This window comes from Allobaculum sp. JKK-2023, from assembly GCF_034745455.1.
Classification (GTDB): Bacteria; Bacillota_I; Bacilli_A; order Erysipelotrichales; family Erysipelotrichaceae; genus Allobaculum.
In genome coordinates, this window is record NZ_JAYERV010000003.1 from 2716906 (window position 1) to 2730235 (window position 13330).

At 47.4% G+C, this 13330-nt stretch carries 11 protein-coding genes and 5 tRNA genes; 7 read left to right on the forward strand and 9 right to left on the reverse strand.

From position 1 onward, the window contains the following. Window positions 1-268: 268 nt before the first annotated feature. The gene (locus tag U4956_RS11035) at window positions 269-3061 is read right to left on the reverse strand and encodes a hypothetical protein (RefSeq protein WP_323090745.1); all 2793 of its coding nucleotides are present in this window, start codon (window positions 3059-3061) and stop codon (window positions 269-271) included. Between the two features lie 334 nt (window positions 3062-3395). Continuing rightward, window positions 3396-3617, reverse strand: a complete 222-nt coding sequence (locus U4956_RS11040) for a hypothetical protein (protein WP_323090746.1) — start codon at window positions 3615-3617, stop codon at window positions 3396-3398. A 797-nt stretch (window positions 3618-4414) separates the two neighbouring features. Between U4956_RS11040 and U4956_RS11045 the strand changes: the two genes are divergently transcribed. The 4 genes from U4956_RS11045 (at window position 4415) to U4956_RS11060 (ending at window position 8492) form a co-directional block, all read left to right on the forward strand. Further along, window positions 4415-5641, forward strand: a complete 1227-nt coding sequence (locus U4956_RS11045) for a peptidoglycan bridge formation glycyltransferase FemA/FemB family protein (RefSeq protein WP_323090747.1) — start codon at window positions 4415-4417, stop codon at window positions 5639-5641. Between the two features lie 187 nt (window positions 5642-5828). After that, window positions 5829-6491, forward strand: coding sequence for a hypothetical protein (locus U4956_RS11050; protein WP_323090748.1), 663 nt, complete (start codon window positions 5829-5831; stop codon window positions 6489-6491). Window positions 6492-6817: 326 nt separating this feature from the next. After that, a complete protein-coding gene (locus tag U4956_RS11055; protein ID WP_323090749.1) occupies window positions 6818-7396 on the forward strand; it encodes a sugar O-acetyltransferase in 579 nt (192 codons plus the stop codon). A gap of 154 nt (window positions 7397-7550) precedes the next feature. Next, window positions 7551-8492, forward strand: coding sequence for a LysR family transcriptional regulator (locus tag U4956_RS11060; RefSeq protein WP_323090750.1), 942 nt, complete (start codon window positions 7551-7553; stop codon window positions 8490-8492). A 224-nt stretch (window positions 8493-8716) separates the two neighbouring features. On the opposite strand, the gene U4956_RS11065 is transcribed toward U4956_RS11060, so the two are convergent. From U4956_RS11065 to U4956_RS11095, 7 genes are all read right to left on the reverse strand, one after another. After that, window positions 8717-9370 (reverse strand): nitroreductase family protein, encoded by a 654-nt coding sequence (locus U4956_RS11065; RefSeq protein ID WP_323090751.1) that lies wholly within the window; start codon window positions 9368-9370, stop codon window positions 8717-8719. Window positions 9371-9373: 3 nt separating this feature from the next. Further along, a complete protein-coding gene (locus tag U4956_RS11070) occupies window positions 9374-9805 on the reverse strand; it encodes a MarR family transcriptional regulator (protein WP_323090752.1) in 432 nt (143 codons plus the stop codon). Window positions 9806-10249: 444 nt separating this feature from the next. Further along, a tRNA-Gly gene (locus U4956_RS11075) sits at window positions 10250-10323 on the reverse strand. Window positions 10324-10328: 5 nt separating this feature from the next. Continuing rightward, window positions 10329-10405: transfer RNA gene (locus tag U4956_RS11080), tRNA-Asp, on the reverse strand. Window positions 10406-10413: 8 nt separating this feature from the next. Further along, window positions 10414-10487 (reverse strand) — tRNA-Gly (locus U4956_RS11085). Window positions 10488-10492: 5 nt separating this feature from the next. Beyond that, window positions 10493-10569: transfer RNA gene (locus U4956_RS11090), tRNA-Asp, on the reverse strand. Window positions 10570-10573: 4 nt separating this feature from the next. Further along, a tRNA-Ser gene (locus tag U4956_RS11095) sits at window positions 10574-10664 on the reverse strand. A gap of 489 nt (window positions 10665-11153) precedes the next feature. On the opposite strand from U4956_RS11095, the gene radC reads away from it, so the two are divergent. The 3 genes from radC to U4956_RS11110 are packed head-to-tail and all read left to right on the forward strand — an operon-like array spanning window position 11154 to window position 13319. Next, on the forward strand, window positions 11154-11834 hold the full coding sequence (radC, locus tag U4956_RS11100; protein ID WP_323090753.1) for a RadC family protein: 681 nt from the start codon (window positions 11154-11156) through the stop codon (window positions 11832-11834). A gap of 55 nt (window positions 11835-11889) precedes the next feature. Continuing rightward, window positions 11890-12729, forward strand: coding sequence for a rod shape-determining protein MreC (mreC, locus tag U4956_RS11105; RefSeq protein WP_323090754.1), 840 nt, complete (start codon window positions 11890-11892; stop codon window positions 12727-12729). After that, on the forward strand, window positions 12726-13319 hold the full coding sequence (locus tag U4956_RS11110; protein ID WP_323090755.1) for a hypothetical protein: 594 nt from the start codon (window positions 12726-12728) through the stop codon (window positions 13317-13319). The genes mreC and U4956_RS11110 overlap by 4 nt, the downstream gene beginning before the upstream one ends. Window positions 13320-13330 lie beyond the last annotated feature (11 nt).

Consider the following 13330-nt stretch of genomic DNA (forward strand, 5'->3'; position numbering starts at 1 on the left):
TGGTTCTATCCCGACAAAAACAGGACTGAAGGGACAATGCGTTCTGGATGATTGTGAGAATTCAATCAATAAAAGACATCGGATGTACAAATGTTCAGAACCGAAATGAAGCATGGAAAGCATAGAAAAACGGCTCTTCCGTTCCAGAACAGAAGAACCGCGGACTGGTGTTTTACGTTTTAAATGCCAGACAAAGGATCAGACAGGATGTAGACGCTCGATTTCGACTCTATCAAGTGCTGATCCTTTTTTTGCGGGCAGCATGCAATCAGAAGCCGGCGTGGTGAAGTTCCTGAATCAGCGCTTTGCGGCGGTGGTTCATTTCTTTGAGCTCATACGCAAACTGCAAAGCTTCATCGTGTGTGGATGGATGATCCGCCGCTTTGCGTAAGGCGGCAGCCAGACGATGGTAATCATGACGTTCATTGGCTTGATCCGCAATGGAATGCGCTGCATTGAGCCAGAGCCTGGCCGTACGATCTGGATCAACGGCATTCAGACGATCTTCATAGTCAATCAGATCATGAATTTGCGGCTCTTTTTCAAGAACGGCTAACAGTTTGTCATCCAGATGCAGCCGGTCATAAACAAGAATCAGCAGCTCAGGCGAGGCTGTAGTTTCCAGTTTCTTCAGGTCTTCGGCCCATTCATCATCCGATTCGAGCTTTTTAAGCAAAGCCAGGTCATCAGGGTCAGCCGCATCGAGAACAAAGATCAGTTCTTTGAGCTGACGGACGGCTAAATCCGGCTGTTTTTCGATCTGGTAAATCTGGATCAGCAGGCGGCAGACTTCTTCTTCCTGCGAGCTGGAAAGCGTACTGGCTCTGGCTTTTTTGAGCTGGACTTGTGCAAGGCCAGGACGGTTATGTTCAATCGCCTGATGCGCTTTTTTCAGCAGGGCCTGTGGGGACGATCCATAGGTCTGCATGAAGCTTGTCGCCGACTGTTCAAGCTGTGGGAAGGCAGCAACCAGATCCAGAATGGCGTTCAGAAGCTGGTGGCGTGCAGCGACAGAAAGGGAATAGTCATCGGCTTGATTAAGAACCGAAGTGAGCAGATTGAGCTTGAGCAAAGCCAACTCTTCTCGATCGAAGTATGGCTTTTCAACCAGGTGGAGCATTGGAAGATCAATCATTGTCCGAACAGGACTTGCCAGATGGTCTTCCATCCACGAGAATGTATCCTTGACCACTAAAGCCGGGGCACCAGCCAGCAGATGGTCAAGTCTGGAGAAGATCTCGTGAACCAGGAAATTTGTTTCCAGTTCATCGTCCATACGAACAGATTCATTGAGATCATTCAGAATATTCCTTAAAAGATCAGAAGCGCTGGCTTCCTGGCGGCTGGCAAACAAAGCAAGCAGCTGGTCATCCAGCCAGCTCAAAAAGGCTCTGGCCTGACGGGATGCTTCGCGTTCCTGGAAACTTCCATCTTTGAGCAGGCAGGCTTTCAGCCGGATATGCGCTTCCTCAAAGATCAGGCCGATGGCCTCTGGATTGGTTTCCAGAGAACCGGCCAGAATGAAATCCTGGAATTCAGGGTGCATTTTGCCATAGGCATTTAATAAGGCAGAAAGATCACCCGAAGACAGCTTCTGTAACAAGGCTTCAAAGTCATAGGGCTTATCGGTCTGGATGCCTGTAAAAGCAGTCCTTGAAGATTCTGCTTTTGGAGCATCGGCTTTGGAAGGTGCATCGGTGAATGCTTCTTCTTTGACCGGTTCAGGGCTGCCCACCAATTTTGTTTTTACGGCTGGGGGTGTGAAGGCATGGATGTCTGGTCGTACTGTCGGCTCCTCATCTGCCGGCGCTGTCCTGGCCTGCGGCTTCTTTTCTTCAAAAGCAGGCTGTGAATGCGTCCTTTCAGATTCAGCCTCAAAAGGAGTGATCTTTACCGTACTGGAATCAGAAGCGGTCGGCTGCATTTGCGGCTTTGACTCAACCGGAGCAGCTGGTTCTGGCGGCTCTGGTCGGAAAAAGGCGTTTTCTTTTTCTGGCTCTGATTCCGGTTTGGACTGAGTCTGCAACGGAGATTTTGTATCAGGGTGAAACGGATCCCAGAACCAGGAGGGATGTGGCTGGTTATTTCGCTCTGGCGCTTTAAAGGTGGACGGCTCTGGCTGCTTTTGTGTCGGCAGGGGTTCATTTTCTGGCTTTTGAAGATCCTGCTGGTTTTGAGCCTGTCTGGCAGCATTCATCCATCTTTCAAACGGATCTGTGAATTCATCTTCTGGATCCTGCAAAGGCTTTTCAGGTCCTGGCCTTTGAGATGCTTCTGTGGCAGCTTCTGGCCGAACAGACTCTGGCTTTGAGTCTCTGACTGACCAGGAATTGAATGGTTCATCGCCTGATTTTTTTAAAGCGGCAGGATCCGGGTGCCAGTATGGTGCACGATCTGGTTCAGTGGCTTTTGGTGCTGGCTTTGTTGGAGTGTGGTAAGCAGAAGATTTAAAATCAGCTTCTGGTTTTTTGAAATCGGCTCCTGGTCCTTCAAAAGCCGATGGCTTTTCTTCTTTTGGAGCCTGTTCATGAGGATGGATGGGAGCGCTTGGGGTTTCCAATCCAAAAAGTTTCTGGAGTTCATCCAATAATGGGTTGGCAGGCATCGAATCATCTGAGGAAGGTGGAGTCACTTTGGGTGTGGCAGGTCCGTCGGGATGAGACCAGGATGTCTTGGGAGCTTCTTTAACGGGTCTTGAAGTCCTGCCAAATGGAGAGGCTTCAGGGCGCAAATAAGCATTTGGATGAGGGATCTGGCGGTCTTCTTTTGATGGGGATTTTGAGGGGGTGTCTGGCGTTTTTCTGGAGGAAGAGGCATTGTTTTCAAGGGCAAACAGCAAGGCGGCTTCATGTTCGCAAAGCTCGCCGCGTCGTCCTCGAAAGCAGGAGCAGGAAATGGAATCAACATATCCATTATCAATGACAGCCCGGGTCTGGTACCCTTCAGGGTTCGAAACGAAATAGGTGTTGTTGTTTTTCATGATCGGTCCCATTTCGTGATTCTGGAATCGACGCCAGCCCTGCATCAGCACGTTCCGGTTAAAACTGTCTTTCCAATCCATAAAATCATCCTTTCTATCTGAGATAAAATTTTTGTGCGCAATGAGTTCTGAATCCAGGAAGATCGTTTCCTTGCGCGCATCATCTTCTATTTTAGGGCGTGTTGACACACGCATCCCCTGAGATGCGCACAGAAAGTCCTTCAAAAAGACAGAACGGAGCAGATAGCCGGATTGAAAAAGAAGCCTGCAGCTGGGCGGAAAAAAGAAAACTGGAACCAGATCAAGATCTTGGTTCCAGAACGGCTGCAAAATTCGTTTTTCCTTTGTTCAAGCTATCGGTGTATTTCCCTGACCTGTTGGCCAGACAGTTAGCGGCGAGTTTAGAAGAGCAGTATTATTCCATCCACTGAGGCTGCGCCTTTTTGCGGATGGCAAAAAATTCACCATCCTTGAAGGCAACGGTCCATGTCAGTCCAGTACCGACTTCAATGCATTTGGTCCCCGGGACCGGTTTGCGCGCAGCGTGGTTAGCGGTGGAAGAAAGGATTCGGTAGCCAAATCCGGCGTGTTCATTCTCTTCAACTCTGACCCAGGCGTGATTACATGATAAATCCATAACTTACACCTCTCATTTTCTAGATTCTCTCTCAGACAGCGCAGCTGGTTGGATGCGGTTAATTTTAATTTATACATTTAAAGCATTAATGCGAATTTCATACTGATCAAAACCCCTCCTTTGTGCAGAAATGAGGAGGGCCGCTCTCATCGAGGTGGAAGCGGAGGGTTAGTGCGAAGAGAAGAAATGAAGTTGAAATAAAGAAAGATAAAACGACTACGATTTGAGTCATCAAACAACTGGTCTGCTGATGAAAACTATAATAAACCAAAATCTGACCTAAGAAAATAAAGCGGTTACATAAAGATTGTATAAATTTCTTAAATTGTCTTTATTTAAAGATGATTTCATCTAAAATTGTTTTGGAAAAAATCAAAAGAAATTTTATTTGCCTGTGGGATTGAGGAATATGCCCATAAATCATACAGTTTTTTGGTACGCCGCAGTCCCTGAACCAGCTTTACGGGGGCTACATAAAGATTTTAAAAGGAAAGATTTGTCTTTCTGATAAGCGGCCTCTTTTTCCGTTTTATAAGGGCCCGCTGAAATGGATTAAGATAAAGTTAATATCGCAAGGGGCAATTCGGATCATGCAATAAGTACCATTTTTGATACGGAAAAATCCGGACTTGACAGCTTTGATCAACCTGGATGCTCTTTTGGATTTCTCGTGCCAGGATTGATCAGATGAGACCGTATAGGTTAGGAAGGGATTGCAAACACCGGGAAAAACAGGGTCAGGTTTGGAGTTGGCCGTGATCCCGCTATAATAACTGCGACAGATAAGGAGTTTGTTCATGTCACACTTTGAATTTAAAACAGAAATTCCACAGGCGGAATTTGATGCGTTTGCGAGCAGTCATGCCCTGAGCAACCTGTTACAGAGCTACAACTGGTCGAAAATCAAATCCAACTGGGGATCGATGCATACAGGCGTTTACCAGGATGGCAAGCTGGTGGGGACTGCCCTTGTTTTGATCAAACAGCTGCCAATGGGGTTCTCCATGTTTTACATCCCCCGCGGACCGATCATGGATTACACCAATTCTGAGCTGGTGAGCTTCTATTTCAGCGCCCTCAAAAAAGAAGGCCGCCGACATCATGCTTTGTTTATCAAGATGGACCCAGCCATTGAAATCGGAAAATATCCTTCCAGTGATCAAGATCGCCCGCGCAACGGCAACGAAAAACTGGTTTCTTCCATTGAAGCGGCCGGAGCCATTCACCAGGGATTCGTTCTGGATCTTTCCCAGGCTATTCAGGCCAGATTTGCCTCGATTCTTGATAAACCGGAAGATATCCTCCAGGCAATGCCCAAGAAGACGCGTAAGCTGATTAAGGAAGCAGAGAAGCGACATCTTGAAATTATCAGCGGCCGGGATGAGCTGCTCGATGACTTTGCGGCGCTGGTTGAAATGACGGAATCCCGCAAGCATGTCAGCCTGCGCAACCGCGACTACTTTGCGCATCTGATTGATACCTATAAAGATGATTCCATCATCATGCTGGCGATGTGTGATCCAGGAAGGATTCTGGCCGAATGCCAGCAGAAACTGGCTGATCTCGAAAGCCAGATTGCTGCTCTGCCAGAAAACCAGAAGAAAAAGCGATTTACGCTCGAAGAGCAGAAAGCCTCAGCTCAGAAGGATATTCATAATATTGAGGAAATTATCAATACTGTCGGTTCAGATCGACCCCGTCCAATTGCCGGGGTGCTGACCGTTAAATACGGAAGATCCTGCGAAATGCTGTATGCGGGCATGGATGATCGTTTCCGCCGCTTCATGCCGCAATACAAAACCTACGTTGAAAACTTCGCCTGGGCTTTTGAGAAAGGCTGTGAGGAGTTCAGCATGGGTGGCGTGGAAGGAAGTCTGGATGATGGGCTGACCCACTTCAAGGACAATTTTGCGCCAATGATTCACGAATATATCGGCGAATTTGACCTGCCTGTCTATGGCCTGCTCTATAAACCGGCCAAAGTTCTCTATGAAAAGAAGCGTTCCCAGTTAAAAGAAGCCTAGACACTCGCTCTTCGCCAAAATCAGGGCTGAAAGCGAAAACAGCGGGCCGCAGGGAAATTCAGCCAGAAATGAGTCAGAAACAATCAGTCTGATTCGAGTAAGACCAGAACATAGTCAATGACCCCACCCAAACTGCCTAGCAATTTGGATGGGGTATCCTTGCCTAACAGGATGAAAGGGACAGAAGATGAGAAAACGAAAAGATCGAACCCGATGGGCCGTGCTTGGCCTGAGTGCCTGCCTGCTTTGCGGATGCCAGGCTGGGACAGGCGAGGCTTCTAAGAGCAGCTATTCAGGCCAGTCAAGCCAGACAACCGGATCCGTTGCTGCCTGTGCACCCGACGATTCAAAGTGCGAAACAAGCCAGACAACCGAAATGCCTTCAGAAAATGATCGAATTGAAGCGTATAACCAGATTGTTTCAGACTTTACAGAAATCAGCTTTGATGAGGCCATCTCGCTTTTTGAAAACGGAAAGAGCGGTCTGGTGTACTTTGGCTTTTCCCGTTGTCCGTGGTGTGAAGAAATCGTTCCCTTGTTAGACAAGGCGGCCAAAGAGCAGGGGGTTGAGGTTTTGTATGTGAAAACCCGTGATGCCATGAAAGAGCGGCTGTATACCGATGAGCAGCGCGATCAGATTGCACCCTATATCGGAAAGTACCTTCAGGACAATGACGAAGGGGTGCCAACCCTGTATGTGCCGTTGGTTCTTGCGATTCAAGATGGCAAGGTTGTCATGGGCCATCAGGGAACTGTTGAGGATCATGATGCCCATGAAAGACTGATGACAGAAGACGAAAAGAAGAAGGTAGAAAACGCCATGGATGTTCTGGCTGCGACCATGAAGTAAACCATGCCAGAAACGACTGGTTTTACCGCCTTGAATTTTCAAATCAGATACGAGGGATGAAAGTCCCTTTTATTTTGGGCAGGCTGCTGGATCTGCTGTTGGCAATTTGAAATGAAAAGATGGGCAAGAAAGCTGTTCAAAGGTAAACTGAGATTGAAAAAGCGGCTCGAAATCGGGCCTGAAGCTTTAAAAATCTAAAAAGCCATGCAGCACTGGCTTTAAGCAAACGCGTTTCTTCAATATCTGAAGGATCTGAAGAAGCGCAGACCAAAGTGACGGTAAAAATATTTAGCCGAAGAGATTGCGAAGATAAAGAGGAGAATCCTGTGACAGAACTTGAAAAAATGCATGCTGGCCTCTTATATGACGCCAACTATGATCCCAGACTGATTGAACTACGGGCACATTGTGCTGATCTTTGTATCGAATATTCCAATACACTTGTTACCAATTCCAGACGGTATGATCTTCTAAAACAACTGCTGGAGGTTGAAGAACTTCCTGAGGGACTGGATATTCGTCCGCCATTTACAGCTGACTATGGCAGCTTGATTCATCTTGGCAAGCGGGTTTTTATCAACGCCAGTTGTTATTTGATGGATGGCGGGGGAATTACCATTGGCAACGATGTTTACATTGGTCCATATTGCGGCTTTTACACCGCAAATCATCCCCTGAATTATACCCAGCGCAACCAGGGGCTGGAAATTGCGAAACCGATTGTGGTTGGCGATAACTGCTGGTTTGGGGCAAACGTATCTGTTATGCCAGGCGTAACGATTGGTTCGGGGTGTGTGATTGCAGCTGGCAGTGTGGTGACCAAAGATCTGCCGGACAATGCCCTGGCTGGGGGAGTCCCTGCCAAGGTTATCCGCTTCATTGATCAGAATGAACGCCAGGACTGAGCCAGGACAGAATTCGATTTGCAGATTCATGGATTCTCACTCTGTGAAAGGGCTGTTCTGGCAGCCAGAGGCAAAATGTGTTCGAAGCAGGAAGAATGGAGCGGGATCTGAGATAATTTAACCCTGAAACGCGATGAAAAAGGAGGCAGCCAATATGTTGGAAGATAAAATTCTGTTGTTTCTGGAAACTGCAAGACGACAATCATTAAACAGAGCCGCTGACGCCATGGGAATTGAGCAGGATGAGGCGGAAGAAATGATTCGTGCCCTCGAACGCAGGCTTAATCTCAAGCTGTTCTCCGAATTTCAGGGTAAAAAGCGGCTGACCCGGCTCGGCGAGAAATTCTATCATGGCTGTAATCGTCTTGAAGAAATGGCCAACGAACTGCTTGAAGAGATGGATTACACCCCGGTTCCGCAGATTCAGATTGGCTTTACCGGCACCCGGGATAATCAGGGGGTTATCGATCTGGTCAGCCAGTACAAAAGCCAGAATTCACAGGTGACGTTTACCTTTCGCAAGGAGGATATCCCTGGGCTGAAAAATGCTCTGGTTGGTGGGGATGTGGACATTGTCTTTGGTCTGCGTTCTGCCTTTGATGAGGACCCAGAGCTGAAGATGGTGGATCTGTTTGAGTATCCACTCTGCCTGATTGTGCCCAAGGATCATCCGTTCGAAAAGAAGAAAAAGATCGCAGTTGAAGATCTTCAAAATGAAAATATTGTTGTGCTCGACCGCCGGCAGGCGGTGACCTTCTTCGTGGATCCGTTGGTTGCCTGTGGCTTAAAAAGAGGCGGTGCCGCGTGGCAGTCAAAAGCCCGCAGTCTGGATGATCTGATTAAAACGGTTCGTCTGGCCAATGGCGTTGGTCTTGCGGTGAAAGAAAATCTGGACCATGATCGACTCAAAGATGAAAAGTTCACTCTGATTGATCTGAAGTTTCCATACGCAGCAATAGTGCGTGATCCGGAAGAAAGACCGGAGATTATAAATTTTGTAGAAGCAGCGGTGGAGTATTTTTTGCCGGAGGCCGCCAAAGAACGGGCTAAAAAAGCCGAAAAGAGAGCCAAAAAAGGTGGAAAGAGCAGCGAGTAAAAATGCTGCTCTTTTTTATCGACCGATAAAAAATCCTGGCTGAAGGCAAACATCAGCAGGGAACACAGAGGATTGAAAAATCTGCGGCTTAGAAGGTTCCAGTTCACACCTCTGGTTATTACAACAGGCGGCATGAACGGTGACTTTTCTTCAGAGTCCCCATTGCGATACTTCCTTATACAGTGACTTGTCTGCTATCACTCCATAGAGCTGTCGACTTGATCTCATTTCCATTCAAAATTACCTTTTCCAGCCCCCAGCTCAAAATGGTACTTCACAAGTCCGGTATCCACTCCGGTAAAAATGCCGTTATCGCAGGAAATAGAAACCTTATTTCCTTTTCCTCGGATTGAAAATGCCTGTTTTGCGAGTGCTGTAGGGGCTAAAAGTGCTGCTTCTACACCATTTTTAAACCAGTCCGGAGCGTCACCTTCATAAGCGCTGACATCAGATGCCTTTTTGGACTTATGAGGCACACCTTGTGTCTGACCAAAACCTACGGCAATGATCCCTACCGGCGTTGCGCCCTCTGACTTCTTTTGAACCCCCTTGCGATTAAAGGTTCCGCCAACCCACCATGTATTCAAACCTAACGTCTGCGCATACAGCATCAGATCTGCACCGCAATACCCACAGAATTCATCAGCTCCTTTAGGACCTGCCATAATAAAAAAGTTATTCACTCCCTTAGCGAGGATCAGCTGAATCACTCTCGGTATTGCGGTGTTGTTATTGGTTATAAGCTTAATGGATAGACCATAATGTTCATTATTCCATCTGACGCGTTCATTGAGCAACGACACGATATCCTTTGGAATCGCCTCGTCCGTGTATTTTCTTACCGTGTGTTTTTCGCACATTGCCTGTTTCATGTCCATACATTAATTCTCCTGCTGATTGATTTCTTTTGCTCTTTGTGCCATCTTTTTTAGGCTTGATGAAACACTCTCTGTTTCTTCTGTTGTCATGTCCTGCGTTATAAAATTTGTCCATCTTTTCTGGAGAGTACGAATTTGCGCTTCAGCATTCTTTGCCTTATCGGTCAGATATACTCTTTTTGCCCGGTAATTGCTCTCGTGTGCTTTTCTTCGAACAAGCCCTTTCTTCTCCATTCCCTGGATTGTTCTTGTCGTTGCCGCTTTATCTACGGTTATCGCAGCGGCCATTTCTTCCTGAGTAAGTCCGTCTTTTTCATACAGCTGTGAAAGATACATCAGTTCCGATGCTGTAATCTCCACCTCAGAGAGTTCGTGTTTAAAGAACAAATTCAGCTGCCGCATCAATACAGTCATACATGTTCCGACTTTATCCATATGCATTCCTCTATTCAGTTGATAAGTCAACAATAGCTGTGTTCTATTGACTTGTCAACTGAAGGGATGGAACAGCATCTGTCAGGGATTTGATCCTCTCAAATAACTTTTAAACGATCTGTAAACGACCTGGCAAAAATTCAAACACAGTCATCCTATTCTGGGTACGGTTCTCGTAACCTGCTGTAATAAAAAGTTGAGGAGTGCTGTTCAATTCTTCTGCTGACAGATGGTGTGCAAAACAGGAATTAGCCAGATAAGGAGCAACTTAACCGGAGCGGGTCGATCGATTTCCCAGAATATTACGAATAAAACCGAATTGAAGTTAGAATTGGGTTCAATGCAGAGAAATTTGCTGCTGAACTGTATTCGGATATGAACAGTAACTATAGAAGCGTCGATGAAATAAAAAAACTCACGGATCTCCGTGAGTGAATGTTCAAATGGAGCAGATGAGGAGAATCGAACTCCCGTATCAACCATGGCAAGGTCGTGTTCTACCATTGAACTACATCTGCATAAATGGCGGTCCAAACGGGACTCGAACCCGCAACCCCCTCCGTGACAGGGAGGTACGCTAACCAATTGCGCCATTGGACCTTTAAAAATGGAGCAGATGAGGAGAATCGAACTCCCGTATCAACCATGGCAAGGTCGTGTTCTACCATTGAACTACATCTGCATAAGTGGCGGTCCAAACGGGACTCGAACCCGCAACCCCCTCCGTGACAGGGAGGTACGCTAACCAATTGCGCCATTGGACCAATTTGGCGGAGAAGGAGAGATTTGAACTCTCGCACCAGTTTCCCGATCTACACCCTTAGCAGGGGCGCCTCTTCAACCACTTGAGTACTTCTCCAAGGATGTGCCGTCTCTTGACTGCCTCGTTATAATAGCATGTCATCTGCGTCGGATGCAAGCACTTTTTCAAAATATTTTTTTGAAGAATTTTTTGAGAACTCGTTCGAAGAAATATTCAGGAAGAAATATTCAGAAAGTTTTGCATGCCATTCGCTTCGGGCAGGAACAATAGTATCATTTGAGCTATCATATGTCACGCAAATTCTTTAAAAAATAGTCTGAAACTGAATATCATCGATACCTATCGTAGAAATCGGGAGGATATTTCAGGTGGTCCGGGATTTGGCGGATCTTTGAAAGGTCTGAAACCTGCTTTGGCTGGCATTTTTCTTTACGGCTCAGACGATATCTCTGGGCTATCGATCGGACGGTCAACAAAATCCTGTCGAGAACAACTGCCAGGTCAAAGACTGAAATGGTCATAATCAAAATACAGGAAAGGACCAAAATCAAAATACAAAGGGTGAAATTCTGCGTATGAGAAAGCATGAAGATTAAAGATTATCGTCTGGATGATCGCCCTCGGGAAAAAGCTTTGCGCTTTGGACTTTCATCCTTATCTGATCAGGAGCTGATCTGCCTGCTGATTGGATCCGGGACGCAAAAAAAAGACGCTTTGCAGATCGCGCAGGACTTGCTGGAAGCAAGCGACAATCTCCATCGTCTTCCTGAGCTGACCTATCCACAGCTGACAGCCATTGAAGGCATCGGGCGGGTACGGGCCTTGCTGATTCAGGGCGCCCTTGAGTTAGCAGCGCGTTGTCATTGTCAGAAAGCCTGTGCGCAGATGGTCACGATTGCCAACACGGATGATGTTGTGGAATGGTTCCAGGCCGAATATGGAAACCAGAAGCAGGAACACTTTGCGGCCTTGTATCTGGATACGAAAGGTCAGATTATCAGGCATTGCCTGCTTTCTTTAGGAACGCTCAACTGTTCCCTCGTTCATCCAAGAGATGCGTTTCGGGAGGCATTTTTGTGCAATGCAGCTTCTGTGATTTTTGTACACAACCATCCATCCAATGACCCAAATCCATCTGATGAGGATCTCGAACTGACGGCCAAACTGCTCCAGACAGCGGGGATCTGCCAGATCCAGATGCTCGACCACATCATTGTCGGCCGTGACAGCGCCTTCAGTTTCCGGGCTCATCAACTGCTTGATTGAATCCCATTTGACAGGCCTTTATAATGGATAGACAGAATTAAGGGGAGGGGACCACATGCGCCGTTTATCCAGAATGCAGAAAATTCTGATCTCACTGATCAGTTTCTTTCTCGTCTTGAGCTGCCTGATGCTTTCGCTGCGGCAGAATACAATTTCCGATCTTGGCTACAGTGCCTGGACATACATCCGCTATGGGTTGTTTGAATCACCGGCGACATCGGTCTCAAATGCGCTGACAGATTTTTCCAATCTCTGGCATGCTTACCAGGACAATGTCTACCTCAATGAGCAGCTCGCCAACCAGCGCTCTTATCAGACCCTGTATGCTCAGGAGCATAATCGAAATCTCGAGCTGCAGGGGCTGCTGGAGCTGAAAAACTCCATGCCTGAGGCGACTCAGATTTCGGCTCAGGTGCTTGCCCGTCCGGGCCAGACTTGGAATCAGACCTTTACGGTTTCGGCTGGGTCGGCCAGTGGCGTAGAAGAAGGGATGGCTGTTGCTTCAGCGTATGGTCTGGTCGGCATGGTCAGTGAAGTCCAGACCAATACTTCGACCGTTACGCTGCTGACAAGCAACGAGCTGCCTAACGATTTTGCCATCCAGATTTCCATGGATGATGGCTCGACAGTTGAAGGGGTCTTTCAGGGCTATGATGCTGCAGCCAATCGTTACGAAATCCGGCTGTTTGACCATGAAGCGGTCGTGCTGCCGGGGCAGAAGGTGGCAACGTCCGGCAAAGGTGGTGTATATGCATCGGGTTTGATGGTCGGGACAGTCACCGGAACGGTCATGAATGATGATGCAGTTGTTTCTACGGTTTATGCCTCACCGGTTGAAGATATCAGCGGATTTTCCTACGTAAATATCTTCTCGAAAGGAACACCGGCGCCATGAAAAAGACCTTTGGTATTCTTTTTGGCTTTTTCTGCCTGGCGATGCTTGACTCCATCTTCGCATTCGCCTTTCCGATTGACTTTACCTATACAAAGATGTCAGCTGCCTGGCATTTCTATCTGGCCGGCATCCTGGTTTTTGTCCGAGACAAACCCTGGCTCAACCGGATGCTGATCGGGGCCTTTGCGGGGATTATCCGGGATTTGTTCTTTACTGGAACGTTCCCGTTCTGCTTTCTTTTCTACCCACTTCTTGGGCTGGCTGCTGGCGTTTATCAAAACAAAGCCCGCAGCATGGAGTCAGCCTGCGTGATTTACATTTCGCTGATCTTTCTGGTGGATTTTATCCCCTATCTTTATCAGCGGATGACGGGGATCACCAATGTGTCTTTGTTTACCTGGTTCTACCATATTGAACTGCTGACGATCCTGACCAGCAGCCTGGTCGTGATTGCCACCATCTATGTCGATCTGGTCATGGATCGTTTCTATCTGTTTCAAAGCCGGATGATCAAACGCAGCCAGAATCGCAGACGGCTCATTGACCGCCGCAAGGTTCCCAATACCAATCACCCCCGACCTTCGGCCTGACAAAATCTGAA